Consider the following 19,518-nt stretch of genomic DNA (forward strand, 5'->3'; position numbering starts at 1 on the left):
TGATCCTATCGTAGACACATGCCGTGACGGGTCAAGCATCGCCGCCATCGAAGCGCGCTATCGCCGCCTGGATGCCGTCGGCGTCGAGCCCTACCAGGCGCAGCAGCAGGGCCGGGTCGCCGTGCTCGATGAAGCGGTCCGGCAGTCCCAGGCGCAGCAGCCGGGGTGGGGTGTCCAGCGTCTGGACGATGCGCGCGACTTCGGCTCCGGCCCCGCCGATGACGGCGTTCTCTTCCAGCGTGACGAGCACGTCATGGGTGGCGGCCACGGCGCGTATCGTGGTCTCGTCGAGCGGTTTGACGAAGCGCAGGTTGACCACCGTGGCGTCGAGCCGCTCACCGACTTCGCGCGCTGGCGCCACCATCGAACCGAGGGCGAGCAGCGCGATGCGCCGGCCCTGGCGCAGCAGTTCGGCTTTGCCGATCGGCAAAGGCTCTAACCCTGGATCAAGGGGGACGCCGGGGCCATGACCACGGGGGTAGCGTACCGCTGCTGGGCCGTCGTGCAGGAAAGCGGTGGTGAGCATGCGGCGGCATTCGTTCTCGTCGGCCGGTGCCATCACCACGAGATTGGGCACGCAGGCCAGAAAGCTCAGGTCGAAGGCGCCGTGGTGCGTGGGTCCGTCGGCGCCCACCAGTCCGCCGCGGTCGATGGCCAAGACCACGGGCAGGTTCTGCAGGGCGATGTCGTGGATGAGCTGGTCGTAGGCGCGCTGCAGGAAAGTGGAGTAGATCGCCACCACCGGTTTGAACCCTTCGCAGGCAAGCCCGGCGGCGAGGGTGAGGGCGTGCTGCTCGGCAATGCCGACGTCGAAATAGCGCTCGGGGTATTCCTGGGCGAAGCGCACCAGGCCCGAGCCCTCGCGCATGGCCGGGGTGATGCCGATGAGGCGTGGGTCGCGCGCGGCCATGTCGCAGATCCAGTCGCCGAAGATCTGGGTGTAGGTGGGGCGGCTGGCCTTGGCCGGCTCCAGCCCCTTGGCGTGGTCGAAGCGCGACACGCCGTGATAGAGCACGGGGTCGGCCTCGGCGAGTTTGTAGCCGCGCCCTTTCTTGGTGACGACGTGCACGAAGCGCAGGCCGCCGAGCTTGCGCAGGTTGGCAAGCGTCGGAACCAGCACGTCGAGGTCGTGCCCATCGATGGGGCCGTAGTAGTGGAAACCGAATTCCTCGAAGAGCGTGCCCGGCGGCGAGATCATGCCCTTGACGTGTTCTTCGACGCGTCGCGCGAGCGCCTTGATTGGCGGGGCGGCCGAGAGCACCGTCTCACCCACCCGGCGCGCGGTGTTGTAGGGCTCGCCGCTCAGAAGCCGCGCGAAAACCTGGGTGAGCGCCCCCACCGGCGGCGAGATCGACATCTCGTTGTCGTTGAGGATCACCGTGAGGTCGATTCCGTCGAGGTCGCCGGCGTGGTTGAGCGCCTCGAATGCCATGCCGGCCGACATCGCCCCGTCGCCGATCACCGCCACGCATTGGCGCTTTTCGCCGCGGGCACGGGCGGCGAGCGCCATGCCCAGTGCGGCCGAGATGGAGGTGGAGGAGTGTCCCGTGCCGAAGGTGTCGTAGGGGCTCTCCTCGCGCTTGGGAAAGCCGGAGAGCCCGCCATGCTGGCGCAGCGTGGCCATGCGGTCGCGCCGGCCGGTGAGGATCTTGTGACCGTAGGTTTGGTGCCCCACGTCCCAGACGAGGCGATCGTAGGGGGTGTCGTAGACGTAGTGCAGCGCGATGGTGAGCTCGACGGAACCGAGGTTGGAAGCCAGGTGCCCGCCAGTGTGCGCCACCGTCTCGAGGATGAACTGACGCAGCTCGGCGGCGAGCCGCTTGAGTTCGGGCAGCGACAGGCGGCGCAGGTCGGCAGGGTCGTCGATGCGGCTGAGCAGGGGAAAACGTTCAGTCATGGGGGTCAGCGCCGGCGGTTGGCAACGAAACGGGCGAGCTCGCGCAGGCGCTCGGCGCGCGCGCCCACCGGTTCGAGCGCACCGAGGGTTTCTTCCAGGGTGCGCTGGGCCGCCTCGATCGCTCCCTCCAATCCCAGGAGCGTGACGTAGGTGGCCTTGGCGTGGCGCTCGTCCTTGCCGGCCGTCTTGCCCAGGGTGGCGCTGTCGGCGGTGGCGTCCAGGATGTCGTCGGTGATCTGGAAGAGCAACCCCAAGGCGTTGGCGCCGCGTTCGAGCGCGGCATAGGCTCGAGACTCGGGATCGTCGCAGTACGCTCCGGCGAGCACGGCGTAGCGGATGAGCGCCCCGGTCTTGCACCGATGCAGCGTTTGCAGCGCTTCGAGGGGAATCTTGCGGCCGGTGGCAGCGAGGTCGAGTGCCTGGCCACCGGCCATGCCGTGCGAGCCGGCCGCGCGGGCGAGGCCACGCAAGAGGCCGAGCTGGCGATCGGGTGACAGGCCGGGAAGCGGCGTGGCGAGCAGCTGGAAGGCGAGCGTCTGGAGCGCATCCCCCGTGAGCAGGGCCGTGGCTTCGTCGAAGGCCACATGGACGGTGGGACGGCCATGGCGTAGCGCGTCGTCATCCATTGCGGGGAGGTCGTCGTGCACCAGAGAATAGACGTGGATGAGCTCGACCGCCGCAGCGACGGGCAACAGGGTCTCGATGGGGGCATCGAACCCCTCGCCGGAAGCGAAGACGAGCAGCGGCCGGATGCGCTTGCCGCCGCCGAGCACGGCGTAGCGCATCGCTTCGTGCAGGCGCTGGGGTTCGGCCTCGGCGGCGGGCAGGATCTGATCGAGGAAGTGTTCGACGAGGGCGCGGCGGCGCTCGCACCACGTCTCGAACGGTTCGCGCTCAGAGAACGTCATCGTTCGGCGGGCGGGTCGAGGGGCACGAGAGTGCCGTTTTCGATGGCGAGCAGCCGCTGCTCGGCTTCGTCGAGCACCTGACGGCAGCGACGCACCAGCGCCACGCCTTGCTGATAGCGCTGCAGCGCCGTCTCCAGCGGCAGGCGGCCGGTTTCCAGCGCCTGGACGATGCGCTCGAGTTCGGTGAGCGCGGCTTCGAAGTCGAGGTGCTCGGGTGCGGCAGTGGATTCGCTCATGTCGCCTCCGTGAGGGTTTTGGGAAGGGTGAAGCGGACGTTTTCCGCCACGCCCGGCAGCTCGGCGATTTCGGCAGCGCCCAGTTCCCGCAACCGGGCGAGCACGCGCTGTACGAGTGCTTCCGGGGCCGAAGCGCCGGCGGTAAGGCCGATGCGCCGCGCGCCCTCGATCGTTTCGGCGGTGAGCGCCGTTTCGTCCTCGATGAGGTGCGCCGGAACCCCCAACGCCGCGGCCACTTCCCGCAGGCGGTTGGAATTGGAGCTGTTGGGCGAGCCGATCACCAGCACGAGATCGCATTGGGCGGCAAGGCGCTTGACGGCGTCCTGACGGTTTTGCGTGGCGTAGCAGATGTCGTCTTTTTTCGGACCGAGGATGTGCGGATAGCGTGCGGTGAGCCGCTCGATGAGGCGCCGGGCGTCGTCGACCGACAGCGTCGTCTGGGTGACGTAGGCGCAGCGTTCGGGGTCGAGCGTGAGCCGGGCGACGTCCTCCTCGGTCTCGACGAGGTGGATGCGATCGGGCACCTGCCCCATCGTGCCTTCCACCTCGGGATGCCCTCGGTGGCCGATCATCACGATGTCGTAGCCTTGGCGGTGCAGGCGCTGTACTTCGTGGTGCACCTTGGTCACCAGCGGGCAGGTGGCGTCGAGCACGGTGAGGCCGCGCGCGCGGGCCCGCTCATGGACTCCTTGGGCCACGCCGTGGGCGCTGAAGACGACCACGGCTCCGTCGGGTACCTCGTCGAGCTCTTCGACGAAGACGGCGCCGCGCGCGCGCAACGACTCGACCACGTGGCGGTTGTGCACGATCTCGTGGCGCACGTAGATGGGGGCGCCGAAGTGCTCGAGCGCCCGCTCGACGATCTCGATGGCCCGATCGACTCCGGCGCAGAAGCCGCGGGGATTGGCGAGCAGGACGGTGGGGGCGGCGTTCATGGGATTCAGCTGATGCCGATGATGTGCACTTCGAGCCGGACGGTCTTGCCGGCGAGCGGATGGTTGAAGTCCACGACGCCGTATTCTTCGGTGAGTTCCCGCACCAGCCCCGCGTAGCGCGAACCGTCGGGGGCGGCGAATTCCAGGAGCGTCATCGCGTCGGTGACTTCCGGGGGGAAATCGGCGCGCGCCACGCGCTCGACGAGCTCGGGGCGATGCGGGCCGAAGGCTTCTTCGGGCGGCAGCGTGAAGACGCGGCGCTCGCCCACGCGCAGGCCCGCCAGGCAGCGCTCGAGCGCCGGCAGCACTTCGCCGGTGCCGAGCTGCAAGGTGGCGGGAGTGGCCTCGAAGGTACTCACCACGGCGGTGCCGTCTTCGAGGAGAAAGCGGTAGTGCAGGGTAACGAGGCTGTCGGGGCGGACGGTGTCGGTCATGTCGCTCATTCCTGGGAAGCGGGGCGAGGGGTATCGTGGGGCCGGCGGTAGTGCCACAGCAGCAGCGCCACACCGACCGTGATGGCGCTGTCGGCAAGATTGAAGGCGGGCCAAGCCCAGCGCCCGGCGTGAAAGAGCAGGAAATCGTAGACGGCGCCGTGCGCCAGCCGATCGATGGCGTTGCCGAGCGCGCCGCCGACGATCAGGCCGTAGGCGAAGCGCTCCATCCGTTCCGCCCCCGGGCTCGCGGCGAGCCACGACAGCCACGCGCTCACGCCGAACGCGAGGGCGAGGAAGAGTCCTCGCTGCCAGCCGCCGGCTTGGGCGAGAAAGCTGAAGGCCGCGCCGGTATTGTATACCGAGACGAGCTGTAGGAAAGGCGCGAGCACCAGGCGTTCGCCCTCGGGAAGCCAGCGCGAGAGGGCGATCTTGCTGCCCTGGTCGAGCGCGATCACCGCCAGGGCGACGGCAAGCGTCGGCCGTAGCCGGGCGAAGGCGCTCATGCCCAGCGGCGCGTCTCGCCCGCGCCGTGCAGATTGTCGATGCAGCGTGCGCACAGGGTGGGGTGCTCGGGGTCGCGGCCCACGTCGGCCTCATAGTGCCAGCAGCGCTCGCATTTGGCGTGCGGGCTCGGTTCGATCTCGATGCCCTCGGCTTCGGGGGTATCGACCTCGACGAGGCGCACTTGGGAGGTGATGAGGGCGAACTTGAGCTCTTCGCCCAAGGCCGCGAGCGCCGTGTAGCGTTCGCCGTGAGCGCGGATCGTGACTTCGGCCTGCAACGAAGGGCCGATGCGGCCCTGCATGCGCACCGCCTCGATCGCCTTGTTGACCGCCTCGCGCGTCTCGAGCACGGTCGCCCAGCGCCGCTCGATCGTCTCGGCCTGTGGGACCGCCGGAATCTCGTGCCAGGTGTGCAGCATCACGCTGTCGTCGTCGCTGCCGGTGAGGTAGGTCCAGATCTCTTCGGCGGTGAAAGCGAGCACCGGCGCCATCAGGCGCACGAAGGCGTGCAGGATGTGGTGGATCGCCGTCTGCGCCGAGCGCCGCGGCAGGCCATTGGCAGGCGTCGTGTAGAGACGATCCTTGAGGACGTCGAGATAGAAGGCGCCCAGTTCCTCGGCGGCGTAGTTCTGCAGCGCCTGCACCACCTTGTGGAATTCGAAACGCTCGTAGTCGGCGCAGACCTGCGCCTGCAGGCGCGCCAGGCGCAGCAGGGCGTAGCGGTCGAGCTCCACCATGTCTTCCACCGGCACCGCATCGCGCGTGTGCTCGAAGTCGGCCACGTTGGCGAGCATGAAGCGCAGGGTGTTGCGCAGCCGCCGGTAGACCTCGACGACGCGATCGAGGATTTCCTTGGAGATGGTGAGCTCGCCGGAATAGTCGGTGGCGGCCACCCACAGGCGCAGGATTTCGGCGCCGAGCGTGTCGGCGACCTGCTGCGGCGCGACGACGTTGCCGCGCGACTTCGACATCTTCAGCCCTTGGCCGTCGACCACGAAGCCGTGCGTGAGCAGCCCCCGGTAGGGCGGATGCCCGTCGATGGCGCAGCCGGTGAGCAGCGACGAGTGGAACCAGCCACGGTGCTGGTCGGAACCCTCTAGGTAGAGGTCGGCCGGGTGTCCCAGCTCGGGGTGCGAGCCGCGCAGCACGTGCACGTGGGTGGTGCCGGAGTCGAACCACACGTCCAGCGTGTCGAGCACTTTTTCGTAGCGATCGGCTTCCTCGCCAAGGAGTTCGCGGGGATCGAGCCGGAACCAGGCGTCGATTCCCTCGCGCTCGACGCGCCGGGCGACTTCCTCGATGAGCTGCGCCGTAGCGGGGTGCGGTTCGCCCGTGGTCTTGTCGACGAAGAAGGCGATCGGCACGCCCCAGTTGCGTTGGCGCGAGATGCACCAGTCGGGGCGATTGGCGATCATGGCATGCAGCCGTGCCTGGCCCCAGGCGGGGTAGAAACGGGTAGCGTCCACGCCGCGCAAGGCTTTGTCGCGCAGGGTCTCGCCGTCGGGCAGGGCGCGGCCGGGAATCGTGTCCATGGCGATGAACCACTGGCCGGTGGCGCGGTAGATCGTCGGACTCTTGTGGCGCCAGCAGTGGGGGTAGCTGTGGCGGATCGGCGCGTGGGCAAAGAGCGATCCGACTTCTTCGAGCTTGGCGACGATCTTCGGGTTCGCGTCCCAGATCGAGAGCCCACCGAAGAAGGGGAGCGCAGGGTCGTAGGTCCCGTCGCCGCGCACCGGCATGAGGATGTCTTCCTGGCGCATGCCGGCCTTGAGGCAGGTGAGGAAGTCGTCGACGCCGTAGGCCGGGGCCGAATGCACCAGCCCCGTGCCGGTGGAGACATCGACGTAATCGGCCGCGATCACCAGGCTGTCGCGGGCGTAGAAAGGGTGGCGGAAACGCAGCCGGTCGAGCGCCGCGCCGTGCGCCGCGCCCAGCACGCGCCCCTCGAGCCCGTAGCGCGCGAGCGCCTGTTCGCGCAGCGCCGCGGCGAGGATGAGGGCGCCGCGGGGCGTGGCTACCAGCTCGTAGACGACTTCGGGGTGCACGTTGATCGCCTGGTTGGCAGGGATCGTCCACGGCGTGGTGGTCCAGATCACGGCGTAGATCGGCCCCTGCGGCGGCTCGCTCAGGCCGAAGGCGTGGGCAAGGCGCGCGCGCTCGGCGGGGTCTTCTAGGGAAAAGCCGACGTCGATCGCCGGCGAGGTGCGCTCGGCGTACTCGATCTCGGCTTCGGCCAGGGCCGAGCCGCAGTCGAAGCACCAGTTGACGGGTTTGAGCCCCTTGTAGAGGTAGCCGCGCTCGTAGATCTTGCCCAGCGCCCGGATCTCGTTCGCCTCGTTGGCAAAGTTCATCGTGAGGTAGGGATTGTCCCAGTCGCCCAGCACGCCCAGGCGAATGAAATCTTTCATCTGGCGCTGGATCTGCTCGGCGGCGTATTCGCGGCAGCGGCGGCGGGCTTCGTCCGGCGGCAGGTGTTTGCCGTAGAGTTTTTCGATCTGGTGTTCGATCGGCAGGCCATGGCAATCCCAGCCCGGAACGTAGGGGGCATCGAACCCGGCCAGCGTCTTCGAGCGCACGATGATGTCCTTGAGGATCTTATTGACCGCGTGCCCGATGTGGATGTCGCCATTGGCGTAGGGCGGGCCGTCGTGCAACACGAATTTGGGGCGGCCGCGGCAGACCTCGCGGATCTTGCGATAGAGCTTTTTCTGCTGCCATTGCGCGATCCAGCCGGGTTCGCGCTTGGCGAGGTTGGCGCGCATGGGGAAGGGGGTGTCGGGCAGATTGAGCGTGGCGCGGTAGTCGGTCATGGATGATCCTCGGTCAGGGGGAACGCTGCGCCGTGGTGCCGATGCCATTGGCGGGCATGGACGACGTCTTCGCCGATCTGGGCGCGCAGGGCGTCCAGATCGGCGAATTTGCGTTCCTCGCGCAGTTTGTGGAAAAAGGCGACGCACACGCGGCGACCGTAGCATTCGCCGCTCCAGTCGAGCAGATGGACTTCGAGCCGCGGCGTGAGCCCGCCCACGGTCGGGCGCAGGCCGATGTTGGCCACCGCGGGCAGGGGGGGCGCGGCCAGTCCTGTCACGGCGCAGACATAGACGCCCGGCGGTGCGAGCCGGCGCGCAGACAAGGGGATGTTGGCGGTGGGAAAGCCGAGCGCGCGCCCGAGCTTTTCGCCGTGCATCACCCGGCCCTCGATGCTGTAAGGGCGACCGAGCAGCCGAGCGGCCTGTTCGAGCTTTCCCTCGGCCACCAGGGTACGGATGAGGCTGCTGGAGACGCGCAGTCCGTCGATGCGCACTTCCGGCACCGGCTCGACGGTGAAGCCGAATCGCTCGCCGGCTTCGAGCAGTTCGGCGAGCCCGCCGCTGCGCCGGGCGCCGAAACGGAAGTCGTCTCCGATGACGAGGTGCTGGACGTTGAGCCCGCGCACGAGCAGCGTTTCGATGAATTCCTCAGCCCCGAGTCGCGCAAGGCGAGAATCGAATCGCAGCACGTGCAGGCGGTCGAGCGCCGAGTCGGCGAGCGCGAGGAGCTTTTCGCGCAGGGAGCTCAGCCGCGGCGGGGCGGCCTGCGGCGCAAAGAATTCACGCGGGTGGGGCTCGAAGGTGAGGGCGGCGGCTTGGGCGTGCGCTTCGTCGGCGCGCTCGCGCACCAGGCGCAACAAGACCTGGTGTCCGCGATGGACGCCGTCGAAATTGCCGATCGTCAGCACGGTGGGCGGATGAGGTCCGCCGATGCCTCGGATGACGCGCATAGCCGCTATGCCGGAAAAAACTTCGATTATATCGGCTGTGCAGCGAAACGGCGCCGTTTCAGCCTTTGCCGTCTCGGGCTGCCATCAGGAGCCGCGGCGTCGGTGCAGCGGCTTCGAGATAGCGCTGCAGCCCCTTGCTGATCGCCTGCGCCAACCGCTCCTGGTAGGCGGGGTCGTTGAGGCGGCGTTCTTCCTCGGGATTGCTGATGAAGGCGGTTTCGATGAGCACGGCGGGCACGTCGGGGTTGCGCAGCACGGCGAAGTTGGCGTATTCGATGTCGCGTTTGTGCAAGGGGTTGATCTCGCCGAGCGAGGCGAGCAGGTGCCGTCCGAGCTTGGCGGAATCCTGCATGGTGGCGGTGAGGGAGAGATCGAGCAGGGTCTTGGCGACGTGCTCGTTTTTTTGTCCCAGGTTGACCCCGCCGATGAGATCGGCCTCGTTTTCCTTGTTGGCGAGCCAGCGGGCGGTGGTGCTCGAGGCACCACGGTCACTCAGCACATAGACGGAGCTGCCGCGCGGGCTGGAGGAGACGACGGCATCGGCGTGGATGGAGACGAAGAGATCGGCCTGGGCGGCGCGAGCGCGGCGCACGCGCTCACCCAGGGGAACGAAATAGTCGTCGTTGCGGGTGAGGGCGCAGCGCAGCTTGGGCTGCGCATCCAGGATACGTTTCAGCCGGCGGGCCACGGCCAGGGTCACGTCTTTTTCGCGCGAGCCGAAGCGGCCGATCGCGCCCGGATCCTCGCCGCCGTGGCCAGGGTCGATGACGATCACGTAGGGGGCGCTGGCTGGAGTCCGGCCCTTGGCTGGCGGAGAAAGGGTGGCCGCAGGGGGAAGGTCGGGGGTCTCGCTCAGCTGGGGGGTGCCGGCCGTCGATGAGGCCCCATGCTTGTTGCCGAGTTCGGCAAGCAGCGCTTGGATCGGATCGCGCGGCGTTTTGGGGTAGACGTCGATCACCAGGCGATGGCGGTACTGCGCCACCGGATCCAGGGTGAAGATCTGGGGTTCGGCTTTCTGCTTGAGGTCGATGACTACCCGCACGACGTCGGGACGGAACTGACCCACCCGTACGCCTTGGATGTAGGGGTCCTCGGCCGAGATCTTGCCCGGCAGGCTCTTGAGGACTTCGTCGAGGCTCATGCCCGGCAGGTCGATCACCAGGCGGTCGGGATCGGGGACGAACTGGTATTCGAAATGCAGCGGCTGGTTCGCCTCCAGCGTGATTCGCGTATAGTCTTCGGCCGGCCAGGCGCGCACGGCGACGAAGGCCGCTCCCTGCGCCCAGCCCAAGCGGGGCGTGAGGGTGAAGGCGGCAAGCAGCGCACCCGCCTGGCCGAGAAAGCGCCGCCTGCGGGGCGTGACGGCATCGGTCAGCGCGATGGGGCGAGACGGTCGAGGCATTCGCTGGCCCTCGGGGTCGAAGCGGTGAGTCGGGCTTCGCGGCTGCCGTCGGGACGCGGCGCGAGCGCGAGCGTCAGATCCGGCGCCGGCGTGTGCGGTGCGGCTTTTTCCGGCCATTCGACGAGGCACACGCCCGTGCCGTCGAAGTATTCGTCGAGTCCGGCGCCGAAGAATTCCTCTGGCGTCGCGAAGCGGTAGAAATCGAAATGATACAGGTTCAAACCGGACACGGTGTACGGTTCGACGAGTCCGTAGGTCGGGCTCTTGACGGGGCCGGTGTGCCCCAGGGCGCGCAGCATTGCGCGCACGAAGGTGGTCTTGCCGGCGCCAAGGGGGCCGACGAGATGGATGACCCAGCCGGGAGCGAGGCAGGGGGCGAGACGCTGGGCGAGCGCCGCCGTGGCGTTTTCGTCGGCGAGGGGAAGGATGAGTTCGCGATGCAAGGACATGAGGGGCCTCGGACGGTGGAACCGATCGACTGGGCGGCGCGCAAACGTGCGATCGCCGAAGCAGCGGCCAGGCTCGGGTTTTCGGCGATGCGGGTGGTCGAGCCCGACCTGTCGGCGTGCGAGGCGGGCCTGCTCGCCTGGCTGGAAGCCAGATTCCACGGTGAGATGGATTATATGCGCCGACACGGGCTTTTGCGCGCGCGTCCCGCCGAACTGGTGCCGGGCACGGTACGGGTGATCTCTTTGCGCTTCCCCTATTGGCCGGCGGATGCGGCACCGGCGCAGGAAGTGCTCGCTGATCCGGGGCTCGGCTACGTGTCGCGCTATGCCCTGGGGCGGGATTACCACAAAGCGGTGCGCGTGCGCTTGGCGCGGCTCGTCGCGTTCATGGAGGCGATGGGGCCGCATCGGGGACGGGTCTTCGTCGATTCGGCGCCGGTGATGGAAGTGGCGCTCGCCGAGCGCGCAGGCTTGGGCTGGCGCGGCAAGCACACGCTCTTGTTGAACCGCGAGGAAGGGTCGTTCTTCTTTCTCGGCGAGATCTTCACCGACTGGCCCCTGCCGGTCGACGCGCCGATCGAAGCCCACTGCGGGCGATGCACCCGCTGCCTCGACCTGTGCCCCACGCGGGCGATCGTGGCGCCGTACCGGCTGGACGCGCGCCGCTGTATCTCTTATTTGACCATCGAGCATCCCGGGCCGATTCCCGAAGTCCTGCGTCCGGCGATCGGCAACCGCATCTATGGCTGCGACGATTGCCAGCTCGTCTGCCCGTGGAACCGCTTCGCGCGGCGCGTCGATCTGCCCGAGTTCGCGCCGCGCCACGGGCTGGATGCTCCGATGCTCACTTCGCTCTTTGCTTGGAGCGAGGGCGAGTTCCTGGAAAAGTTCGCCGGCAGTCCGATACGGCGCATCGGTTGGGAACGGTGGCTGCGCAACCTGGCCGTGGCCCTGGGCAACGCCCCCACGAGTCCGGAGGTGGTGGCGGCGCTCATGGCACGGCGCGAGCATCCCTCCGCCCTGGTGCGTGAGCATGTCGCCTGGGCGCTCGCGCGGCATGGAGTGTCTTGAAGGGCGGTGCTACACTCGCGCTTTTGCAGGGAAGGCACAGGATGACGAAGGCGGATCGCCCCATCGGGGTGTTCGATTCCGGCGTGGGCGGCCTGACCGTGGTGCGCGCGCTCATGGAGCGGCTACCGTTCGAATCCATCGTCTATTTCGGCGACACGGCGCGCGTGCCCTATGGGATCAAGTCGCCGGACACCATCGCGCGTTACGCGGCCCAGCTCACCCGTTTCCTGCTCGCGCAGGACGTGAAGATGCTGATCGTGGCGTGCAACACCATGGCGGCGGTGGCGCAGGAAGTGGTGCGCACGCTCGCCGGACCGAACGTGCCGGTGCTCGACGTGATCGAGGCTGGCGCCCGGGCGGCGGTGGCGGCCACGCGCAACGCCACGGTGGGCGTGATCGGTACGCCGACCACCATCAACAGCAACACCTATGCGCTTCGCATTCATGCGCTGCGCGGCGATGTGCGGGTGCATTCACAAGCCTGTGCCCTCTTCGTGCCGCTGGTGGAAGAAGGCTGGCTCGACCATCCGGTCACGCGCCTCACCGCCGAGGAGTACCTCAAGCCGGTGCTCGCCGAAGGAGTGGACACCCTCGTGCTCGGCTGCACCCATTATCCCTTGCTCAAGCCGGTGCTCGCCGACATCGCCGGACCGCAGGTGCGCATCGTCGATTCGGCCGTGACCACGGCCGAGCAGGCGGCGCGGGTTCTCGATGGTGCGGAGGGTCTGCGCGCCGGTGCCGGCAGCGTGCCGCGGCACCGCTTCTACGTCACGGACGTGCCGCTGCGTTTCCAGACCATCGCCGAACGATTCCTGGGGCGGGCTTTGCCGGAGGTAGTGCGGGTCGACGTGCCGGAGTAGGGCTCAAGGCTCGGGCCCGGTGGCGACGGGTCGGCGCGCATCGGCGCACCACTCGCTCCACGAGCCGGGGTAGAGGCGCGAGCCGCAAAGCCCCGCCGATTCCATGGCCAGCAGGTTGTGGCAGGCGGTGACGCCGGAACCGCACTGATGCACCACTTCCGACGGATCGCGGCCAGCAAGCAAGGCCGCGAACTCGGCGCGCAGCACCTCGGGCGGACGGAATCGGCCGTGCTCGTCGAGGTTGAGGCGATAGAAGCGGTTGACGGCGCCGGGGATGTGCCCCGCGACCGGGTCGAGCGCCTCGTTCTCGCCGCGATAGCGGTCGGGACTGCGGGCATCCACGATGAGAAAGCGACCGCTCCCGAGCTGGGCGAGGAGCTCTTCGGTGGTGACGGTGGGCATGCACGGCTCGGGCGCGGCAGGGTAGGTGCACGGCCCCGCTTGCCGAACGCTGCGATCGAACGGCAGGTTGTCGCTGCGCCAGGCGTTCCAGCCGCCGTCGAGCACGGCCACGCGCCGATGCCCGATCCAGCGCAGCATCCACCAGGCGCGCGCCGCGAACATCCCCCCATCGTCATCGTAGACCACGACCTGCGTCTCGGGCGTGAGGCCGCACGCCCCCACGAAACGAACGAAGTCGCCGTACGGCGGCAACGGATGGCGGCCGTTCGTGCCGGTGCGCGGGCTGGAGAGATCTTCGTCCAGATGCCAGAAGATCGCTCCGGGGATATGGGCTTCCATCCAAGCCCGACGCCCGAGCGCCGGATCGCTGAGATCGTGCCGGCAGTCGATCACCCGCCAGGAAGGATCGTCCAGGTGTTCGGCGAGCGTGCGGGTAGAGACGAGATGGGCGAAGGACTCATGGATTACCGCGTTCATTTCGCCCTTCCTTGAGCCAGGAAAGCGCCTCTTCCTCGGAATCGAACACCTTGATCTCCGCTTCGAGGAAAAGGCTCTCGAGCCAGGTGAGCAGGGCGAGCCAATCGTCTTCGGCCACGATGGCGATGCGGCGAAAGTCGCTCGGATGCTGACGGGCGAAGCGGAATTCCTCCCACGCGGCATCGATCGTGAACCCCAGCATGCCGCGCAGGTCGAGCAAGACGTCTACCGGACCGCCGAAACGGTTGCGGTATTCGACCGCATCCTCGAATTCCTTGAAATCCTCGAGCGTGAATTCGCCGAAGACGGCGGCGGAAATGAAGTCGTCGCGTACTTCGATGGTGATCACGGCGGCGGGCTCCCTGCGGGCGGAAAGGTCGTTTCACACTATAGCGGCACAGTGCCGCCGCTGCAAGTCGCATCCGGGCGCAAGGGCAAGCGCAAGACCGCCCTCAACCCGTGCGGTTGCGCTGCCTCCAGGGATAGGCGGCCATGCAGGGCGCGGGCGAGGTTGGCCGCGATCGACAATCCCAGGCCGCTGCCGCCGGTGTCGGGGTTGCGCGAAGGTTCCAGCCGCACGAAAGGTTCGAGCACAGCCTCGCGCGCCTCGGGCGGAATGCCCGGTCCGTCGTCTTCGACGATGAATTCGCAGCATCCGCCGGCAAGGGGCCGTAAGCGCAGCTTGGCCTGCGTCCCGTAGCGCAGGGCATTGTCGAGCAGGTTGGCGAGGATGCGTCCGAGCGCGGTCGGATCGAGGTGCGCCGTCAGCGCCGAGGCGGGCAAGTCGGCCTCGATCTCGGCGCCCCCTTCGTGATAGAGGTCGAGCAGATCGGCGGTGAAGGCGACGAGGTCCACGTCCTGGTATTCGAGGCGGGGAGTGAGGCTGCGGGCATAGTCGAGGCTGAGTTCGATGAGACGCTGCATTTCGCTGAGGTCGCGTTCGATGCCGGCGCGGGCCTCGTTCTCGGGTAACGATTCCAGGCGCAGGCGGATGCGCGCCAGCGGCGTGCGCAGGTCGTGTGCGATGCCGGCAAGCAGGGCCGTGCGCGCGGCGAGCAGCCGCTCGAGCCGTTCCCGCAAGGCGTTGAGCGTGCGGGCGGTGAGCATTACCTCGTAGGGGCCGTGTTCGGGCAAGACCGCGGCTGGGGACTCGGGCGTAAACGTCTCGAGCGCATGGATGAGCCGCTCCAGTGGCGCAGTGACGCGACGCAAAGCCCACAGGGCAATGAGCCAGGTGCCGAGCCCGGCGAGCGCGAGCGCAGCGACGATGCGCCAGGGGAGTCCGGGCGGCGGTTGGTGCGGCGCCGAGGGCAGCATTGCGCTCAGAGGGGTGCCGTCGGCGAGCACGACCGTGATGCCTGGGCGGGGCCCGGTATCGCTGTCGATCTCCCAGAACGTGAGCTCTTCCAGCGCGAGGAATTCGGCGAACACCTCTTGCCAGGATGGTGGCAGCGGTTGGAATCGGGCTTGGAGCGGCGGCGCGGCCGGTGCGACGATGAGCGGCGCGAACCCCCATGGCTGCGCCGCCTGCAGTCGTTCGCTCAGGGGCAGGGCCTCCATCACCGTCACGGCGCGCGCGAGCGCCTGGGCTGCGTCGCGCTGCAGCCTCGCCTCGGCCGCGGCACGGCCGTGATGCGCGAGCAGGGTCAGCGTGAGGGCGAAGAGGGTGACGACGGCGGCGCTCACCACCCACGCGAGCCGCGTGCTCAGACGCCGGCCGAAGGAAGCCAGCGGCGCTTGGTTCATCAGCGGCGCCTGGTGGTTCATTCGAGCACGTCGACCGGCGCGGCGAGCACGTACCCTTGACCGCGCACCGCGCGGATCGCGCGCGGCGCCTGCGGGTCGGCATCGAGCTTGGCGCGCAGCCGACTCACGGCGATGTCGATGGCGCGGTCGAACACGTCGGCGCTGCGCCCGCGCGTGGCGCGCATGAGGTAGTCGCGCGTGAGCACTTCATTGGGATGCTGCACGAAGAGCGACAAGAGGGCGAACTCGCTGCCGGTGAGCGGCTGCGACGTGCCGTCGGGCAAGAGAAGGGTGCGGGCCACGGTGTCGAATTCGACCGGGCCGATGCGCCAGCGGCGCGGCGCGAGCGAGGGTTGCGCACCGGTGCCGCGCGTGCGGCGCAGGATGGCCTTGATGCGCGCTTCCAGCTCACGCGGCAGGAAGGGTTTGGTCAGGTAGTCGTCGGCGCCGACCTCCAGGCCGAAGACGCGGTCGAAATCGTCGCTGCGCGCAGTGAGCATCAGCACCGGTACCGCCTGGGTGCGCGGATTCGCTCGCAGCCGGCGCAGCACGCTGGGGCCGTCTTCGCCGGGCAACATCCAGTCGAGCACGATGAGATCGGGTAGCCGTTGCGCCAGCACCCCGTCGAGCGCCGCGGCATCGGCCACCGCATCGACCGAGAATCCTCGCCGCCGCAGATCTTCGGCCAGCAGCCGGCGGAATTCGTGGTCGTCGTCGACCAGAACGAGATGATAAGGGGTTTCCATCGCGACGTCCCACCTCAAGGAAGATGTCGCTTCCATTATGGCGCAGCCCCGGCGAAAGGAAAAATGCGCGATCGTCGGCGAAAACAAACGTTACACGCCGCAACCCTGATGAGGGGAAAACGCCTCGTCGGTGTGCTGTAATGACCTCGTCCGCTATGGGACGGAACGCAAGGAGAGATGACGATGAACGCAACGACGCAATCTGCGACTATAAAGAAAGGGGGTGCCCGCCGCTGGCGTCAAGGGGTGCTCGCGCTGGCACTGGCCGGTGCGGCGGCATCGGGGTTTGCCCAGCCGATGGGCCCCGGGCCCGCGCCGATGGGCCCTGCCGGCCCGGGCGCCGGGCCGGCAGCGCGGCAGCAGATGACGCCGGAGCAATGGCGTGAACGCATGCAGCAGCGCCACGAGGCCGAGGTCAAACGTCTCGAGGGCTTGCTGAATCTGCGTCCCGAGCAGCGCGTGGCCTGGGAGGAATTCGTCGCGGTCTGGGACAAGCATCGCGAACGCTTCTTCTCTTACCGCTGGGATCAGGACGATGAGCGGGCGGTGACTGCTTTGGGGCGGCTACAGCAGCGCGAAGAGATGCTCTCGGCGCACCTGGAGGCGGTGCGCAGCCTGCGCGAGGCGGTGCAGAAGTTCTACACCCAGCTCGACGACGCGCAGCGCGACGTGTTCGATCGCGAGTTCCTGCGCTGGGGTAAAGGGCCGAAAGGCGGAGGACCTCGTCCCCGCTGAGCGGCTTTGCCGAAACGATCGCGGCGCGTGATTGCCTGATCCCGTCGTCGCGATCGTTTTTTTCGATCGTGAGTCCTATTGGCGTGCGGAACAAACGGCTCTAGAATGGGCTCTGAAACGATATCGGTAGCATCACCAGGAGTCCGCCCCTTGAACAACGTCGTCAAGAACCTCGCGATCTGGATCGTCATCGGCATGGTGCTGATGACGGTGTTCAACCAGTTCAACGATCAGCGCCCCGTCGCCGCCAACACCATGGAGTACTCCCAGTTCATGGAGGAGGCGAAGTCCGGGCGCATCACCAAGGCGGTCATCGATGGGCGCGTGGTCAAGGCGCTCACCGTCGATGGGCGCCAGATCACCGTCTATACGCCGGGGGTTCAGGATATCTGGATGGTCTCCGACCTCATGAAGGCGGGGGTGCGCATCTCGGCGACCAAGCCGGACGAGGGCCCGTCGCTGCTCACCAACATCCTCGTGTCCTGGTTCCCCATGCTGTTGCTCATCGGCGTGTGGGTCTTCTTCATGCGCCAGATGCAGGGCGGGGGCAAAGGCGGGGCCTTCTCCTTCGGCAAGTCGCGCGCGCGCCTGCTTGACGAGTCGAGCAACACGGTCACTTTTGCCGACGTCGCTGGCTGCGACGAGGCCAAGGAAGAAGTGCAGGAACTCGTCGATTTCCTGCGCGATCCCTCCCGTTTCCAGAATCTGGGCGGGCGCATCCCCAAAGGCGTGCTCATGGTGGGCCCCCCGGGTACGGGCAAGACGCTGCTCGCCAAGGCGATCGCCGGCGAGGCCAAGGTGCCGTTCTTCAGCATCTCGGGTTCGGATTTCGTCGAGATGTTCGTGGGCGTGGGCGCGGCGCGTGTGCGCGACATGTTCGAGCAGGCGAAGAAGCACGCTCCCTGCATCATCTTCATCGACGAGATCGACGCCGTGGGCCGCCAGCGCGGCGCCGGGCTGGGCGGCGGCAACGACGAGCGCGAGCAGACGCTCAACCAGCTGCTCGTCGAGATGGACGGCTTCGAGGGCGCAAGCGGCATCATCGTGATCGCCGCCACCAACCGTCCCGACGTGCTCGACCCGGCGCTGCTGCGCCCGGGGCGCTTCGACCGGCAGGTGGTGGTGTCGCTGCCCGACGTGCGCGGCCGCGAGCAGATCCTCAAGGTGCACATGCGCAAAGTGCCGATCGCGCCCGATGTCGACGTCTCCATCCTTGCGCGCGGCACCCCCGGCTTCTCCGGCGCGGATCTCGCCAACCTCGTCAACGAGGCGGCGCTCTTCGCCGCGCGCAGCAACAAGCGCCTGGTGGATATGGACGACTTCGAACGGGCCAAGGACAAGATCATGATGGGGGCCGAGCGGCGCTCGCTCATCATGTCCGACGAAGAACGGCGCAACACGGCCTATCACGAAGCCGGGCACGTGGTGGTGGCCAAGCTCCTCGACAAGACCGACCCCGTGCATAAAGTCACCATCATCCCGCGCGGTCGCGCCCTGGGCGTGACCATGCAGCTGCCCGAGGGCGACCGCTACAGCCAGGACCGGGAACGGCTGCTGCAGACCATCGCCGTGCTCTTCGGCGGGCGCATCTGCGAAGAGATCTTCATGCACCAAATGACTACCGGCGCCTCCAACGACTTTCAGCGCGCCACCGACATCGCGCGCAAGATGGTCACGCAGTGGGGCATGTCCGACGTGCTCGGCCCGATGGTCTATGGTGAAGAGGAGGGCGAGATCTTCCTGGGCCGCTCGGTGACCACGCACCGCAACGTCTCCGAGGCGACCATGCAGAAGGTCGACGCCGAGATCCGGCGCATCATCGACGCGCAGTACGCTCTGGCGCGGCGCCTCATCGAGGAGAACCGCGACAAGGTCGAGGCGCTCGCCCAGGCCCTGCTCGAATACGAGACGCTGGACGCCGAGCAGATCGACGACATCATGGCCGGTCGCCCGCCCCGTCCGCCCAAGGATCAAGGCAATGGCGGTGCGCCACGCCGCAGTGGCTCTTCGCCAGGGCGGGCGAGCGAGCCCCGGCCCGGAGCGGCGCCCGACTCTCCCGAACCGGCGCTGTGATGCGGTGGCTGCAGGCTGGACGCTTTCGGCTCGATCTCTCCGAGCCGAAAGTGATGGGCATCGTCAACCTCACCGAGGATTCCTTCTCCGGCGACGGGCTCGGCGCGCAGCACGACCGCGCGCTGCGCCAGGCCGAAGCCTTCATCGCGGCGGGGGTCGATCTGCTCGATCTCGGGGCGGAGTCGACACGCCCCGGGGCCGAGCCGGTGCCGGCCGAGCGGGAGCTCGAACGCTTGCTGCCGGTGCTGGAAGCCCTGCGCGGGGCGCCGGTGCCGCTGTCGGTCGACACGATGAAGCCCGAAGTGATGCGTGAAGTGCTGCGCGCCGGGGCCGATCTCATCAACGACGTGGCCGGATTCCGCCTGCCCGGCGCCATCGAGGCGGTGGCCGGCAGCGACTGCGCCCTGTGCGTCATGCACATGAAAGGCGAGCCGCGCACCATGCAGCAGTCTCCCGCCTATGAAGATGTGGTTGCGGAGGTGGAGGCATTTCTCGCGCAGCGCACGGCGGCGCTATGTGCGGCGGGCGTTGCGCGCGAGCGCATCCTGTGGGATCCGGGTTTCGGTTTCGGCAAGACGCTCGCGCACAACGCGGCGCTCTTTCGCGGCTTGCCGCGGCTGGCGGCGCACCAGCCGCTCTTGGTGGGCGTGTCGCGCAAAACCATGATTGGGCAGATCACGGGGCGGCCCGTGGGCGAGCGGCTCGCCGGCAGCCTCGCGGCCGCCGTGCTCGCGTGGGCGAACGGCGCCTCCATCGTGCGGGTGCACGACGTGGCGGCCACGGTCGATGCCCGCGCGATCCTGCGCGCCCTGGGGCCGGTCGCCGCAGACGGGGCGCTGGCCTGAACCTTGCCGTCTGATTTCATGCGACAATTCGCACCCTCT

The 19,518-nt window shown here is 68.0% G+C and carries 19 protein-coding genes; 5 read left to right on the forward strand and 14 right to left on the reverse strand.

The window, feature by feature from the left end:
• Nucleotides 1–31 precede the first annotated feature (31 nt).
• From dxs to tsaE, 10 genes are read right to left on the reverse strand one after another with little or no spacing between them, the layout of a single operon-like run.
• A complete protein-coding gene (dxs, locus tag OA56_RS04670) occupies nt 32–1,897 on the reverse strand; it encodes a 1-deoxy-D-xylulose-5-phosphate synthase (RefSeq protein WP_461583727.1) in 1,866 nt (621 codons plus the stop codon).
• A gap of 5 nt (nt 1,898–1,902) precedes the next feature.
• Nucleotides 1,903–2,805, reverse strand: a complete 903-nt coding sequence (locus OA56_RS04675) for a polyprenyl synthetase family protein (RefSeq protein ID WP_055423497.1) — start codon at nt 2,803–2,805, stop codon at nt 1,903–1,905.
• Nucleotides 2,802–3,041, reverse strand: a complete 240-nt coding sequence (xseB, locus tag OA56_RS04680) for an exodeoxyribonuclease VII small subunit (protein ID WP_055423498.1) — start codon at nt 3,039–3,041, stop codon at nt 2,802–2,804. Before xseB ends, OA56_RS04675 begins: the two co-directional genes overlap by 4 nt.
• Entirely contained in the window at nt 3,038–3,976 is a 939-nt protein-coding gene (gene ispH, locus OA56_RS04685; protein ID WP_141055030.1) for a 4-hydroxy-3-methylbut-2-enyl diphosphate reductase, read from the reverse strand. Before ispH ends, xseB begins: the two co-directional genes overlap by 4 nt.
• A 5-nt stretch (nt 3,977–3,981) precedes the next feature.
• On the reverse strand, nt 3,982–4,410 hold the full coding sequence (locus OA56_RS04690) for an FKBP-type peptidyl-prolyl cis-trans isomerase (RefSeq protein ID WP_055423500.1): 429 nt from the start codon (nt 4,408–4,410) through the stop codon (nt 3,982–3,984).
• A 5-nt stretch (nt 4,411–4,415) separates the two neighbouring features.
• Entirely contained in the window at nt 4,416–4,913 is a 498-nt protein-coding gene (lspA, locus tag OA56_RS04695; RefSeq protein ID WP_055423501.1) for a signal peptidase II, read from the reverse strand.
• Nucleotides 4,910–7,723 carry an isoleucine--tRNA ligase gene (gene ileS / locus OA56_RS04700; protein ID WP_461583731.1) on the reverse strand — a complete coding sequence of 938 codons (2,814 nt, stop codon included), beginning with the start codon at nt 7,721–7,723 and terminating at the stop codon, nt 4,910–4,912. Before ileS ends, lspA begins: the two co-directional genes overlap by 4 nt.
• Nucleotides 7,720–8,673 (reverse strand): bifunctional riboflavin kinase/FAD synthetase, encoded by a 954-nt coding sequence (locus OA56_RS04705; RefSeq protein ID WP_461583734.1) that lies wholly within the window; start codon nt 8,671–8,673, stop codon nt 7,720–7,722. Before OA56_RS04705 ends, ileS begins: the two co-directional genes overlap by 4 nt.
• Nucleotides 8,674–8,731: 58 nt before the next feature.
• Complete coding sequence (locus OA56_RS04710; protein WP_461583736.1) at nt 8,732–10,075, reverse strand: N-acetylmuramoyl-L-alanine amidase; 1,344 nt, start codon at nt 10,073–10,075, stop codon at nt 8,732–8,734.
• Nucleotides 10,045–10,524, reverse strand: coding sequence for a tRNA (adenosine(37)-N6)-threonylcarbamoyltransferase complex ATPase subunit type 1 TsaE (gene tsaE / locus OA56_RS04715; RefSeq protein ID WP_461583738.1), 480 nt, complete (start codon nt 10,522–10,524; stop codon nt 10,045–10,047). Before tsaE ends, OA56_RS04710 begins: the two co-directional genes overlap by 31 nt.
• Here tsaE and queG point away from each other — a divergent pair.
• Nucleotides 10,513–11,595: a tRNA epoxyqueuosine(34) reductase QueG gene (gene queG / locus OA56_RS04720; RefSeq protein ID WP_461583740.1), complete on the forward strand. Its 1,083-nt coding sequence runs from the start codon at nt 10,513–10,515 to the stop codon at nt 11,593–11,595. The two genes, tsaE and queG, sit on opposite strands and share 12 nt — an antisense overlap.
• A 41-nt stretch (nt 11,596–11,636) precedes the next feature.
• Complete coding sequence (gene murI, locus OA56_RS04725) at nt 11,637–12,455, forward strand: glutamate racemase (RefSeq protein ID WP_055423507.1); 819 nt, start codon at nt 11,637–11,639, stop codon at nt 12,453–12,455.
• A 3-nt stretch (nt 12,456–12,458) separates the two neighbouring features.
• Here murI and OA56_RS04730 read toward each other — a convergent pair whose 3' ends face one another.
• Genes OA56_RS04730 through OA56_RS04745 form a run of 4 tightly spaced genes read right to left on the reverse strand, consistent with a single transcriptional unit; the run spans nt 12,459 to nt 15,826 of the window.
• A complete protein-coding gene (locus OA56_RS04730; protein ID WP_461583743.1) occupies nt 12,459–13,334 on the reverse strand; it encodes a sulfurtransferase in 876 nt (291 codons plus the stop codon).
• The gene (locus OA56_RS04735; protein WP_055423509.1) at nt 13,315–13,683 is read right to left on the reverse strand and encodes a SpoIIAA family protein; all 369 of its coding nucleotides are present in this window, start codon (nt 13,681–13,683) and stop codon (nt 13,315–13,317) included. The genes OA56_RS04730 and OA56_RS04735 overlap by 20 nt, the downstream gene beginning before the upstream one ends.
• Nucleotides 13,684–13,721: 38 nt before the next feature.
• Entirely contained in the window at nt 13,722–15,080 is a 1,359-nt protein-coding gene (locus tag OA56_RS04740; protein ID WP_461583745.1) for a sensor histidine kinase, read from the reverse strand.
• A 17-nt stretch (nt 15,081–15,097) separates the two neighbouring features.
• Nucleotides 15,098–15,826, reverse strand: a complete 729-nt coding sequence (locus OA56_RS04745) for a response regulator (protein WP_461583747.1) — start codon at nt 15,824–15,826, stop codon at nt 15,098–15,100.
• A gap of 183 nt (nt 15,827–16,009) precedes the next feature.
• On the opposite strand from OA56_RS04745, the gene OA56_RS04750 reads away from it, so the two are divergent.
• The 3 genes from OA56_RS04750 to folP all read left to right on the forward strand — a co-directional run bounded on the left by OA56_RS04750 (nt 16,010) and on the right by folP (nt 19,479).
• Nucleotides 16,010–16,561: a Spy/CpxP family protein refolding chaperone gene (locus OA56_RS04750; protein ID WP_461583749.1), complete on the forward strand. Its 552-nt coding sequence runs from the start codon at nt 16,010–16,012 to the stop codon at nt 16,559–16,561.
• Between the two features lie 150 nt (nt 16,562–16,711).
• Nucleotides 16,712–18,634 (forward strand): ATP-dependent zinc metalloprotease FtsH, encoded by a 1,923-nt coding sequence (ftsH, locus tag OA56_RS04755; RefSeq protein WP_055423513.1) that lies wholly within the window; start codon nt 16,712–16,714, stop codon nt 18,632–18,634.
• A complete protein-coding gene (gene folP, locus OA56_RS04760) occupies nt 18,634–19,479 on the forward strand; it encodes a dihydropteroate synthase (protein ID WP_461583752.1) in 846 nt (281 codons plus the stop codon). The genes ftsH and folP overlap by 1 nt, the downstream gene beginning before the upstream one ends.
• The last annotated feature ends 39 nt before the right edge of the window (nt 19,480–19,518 follow it).

Source organism: Tepidiphilus sp. HLB4 (assembly GCF_054823945.1).

Bases quoted from the DNA above. Each gene is read 5' to 3' on its own strand.
- dxs (WP_461583727.1), bottom strand. From the start codon at position 1,897: ATGACTGAACGTTTTCCCCTGCTCAGCCGCATCGACGACCCTGCCGAC.
- OA56_RS04675 (WP_055423497.1), bottom strand. From the start codon at position 2,805: ATGACGTTCTCTGAGCGCGAACCGTTCGAGACGTGGTGCGAGCGCCGC.
- xseB (WP_055423498.1), bottom strand. From the start codon at position 3,041: ATGAGCGAATCCACTGCCGCACCCGAGCACCTCGACTTCGAAGCCGCG.
- ispH (WP_141055030.1), bottom strand. From the start codon at position 3,976: ATGAACGCCGCCCCCACCGTCCTGCTCGCCAATCCCCGCGGCTTCTGC.
- OA56_RS04690 (WP_055423500.1), bottom strand. From the start codon at position 4,410: ATGACCGACACCGTCCGCCCCGACAGCCTCGTTACCCTGCACTACCGC.
- lspA (WP_055423501.1), bottom strand. From the start codon at position 4,913: ATGAGCGCCTTCGCCCGGCTACGGCCGACGCTTGCCGTCGCCCTGGCG.
- ileS (WP_461583731.1), bottom strand. From the start codon at position 7,723: ATGACCGACTACCGCGCCACGCTCAATCTGCCCGACACCCCCTTCCCC.
- OA56_RS04705 (WP_461583734.1), bottom strand. From the start codon at position 8,673: ATGCGCGTCATCCGAGGCATCGGCGGACCTCATCCGCCCACCGTGCTG.
- OA56_RS04710 (WP_461583736.1), bottom strand. From the start codon at position 10,075: ATGCCTCGACCGTCTCGCCCCATCGCGCTGACCGATGCCGTCACGCCC.
- queG (WP_461583740.1), top strand. From the start codon at position 10,513: ATGCAAGGACATGAGGGGCCTCGGACGGTGGAACCGATCGACTGGGCG.
- tsaE (WP_461583738.1), bottom strand. From the start codon at position 10,524: ATGTCCTTGCATCGCGAACTCATCCTTCCCCTCGCCGACGAAAACGCC.
- murI (WP_055423507.1), top strand. From the start codon at position 11,637: ATGACGAAGGCGGATCGCCCCATCGGGGTGTTCGATTCCGGCGTGGGC.
- OA56_RS04730 (WP_461583743.1), bottom strand. From the start codon at position 13,334: ATGAACGCGGTAATCCATGAGTCCTTCGCCCATCTCGTCTCTACCCGC.
- OA56_RS04740 (WP_461583745.1), bottom strand. From the start codon at position 15,080: ATGAACCAAGCGCCGCTGGCTTCCTTCGGCCGGCGTCTGAGCACGCGG.
- OA56_RS04745 (WP_461583747.1), bottom strand. From the start codon at position 15,826: ATGGAAACCCCTTATCATCTCGTTCTGGTCGACGACGACCACGAATTC.
- OA56_RS04750 (WP_461583749.1), top strand. From the start codon at position 16,010: ATGAACGCAACGACGCAATCTGCGACTATAAAGAAAGGGGGTGCCCGC.
- folP (WP_461583752.1), top strand. From the start codon at position 18,634: ATGCGGTGGCTGCAGGCTGGACGCTTTCGGCTCGATCTCTCCGAGCCG.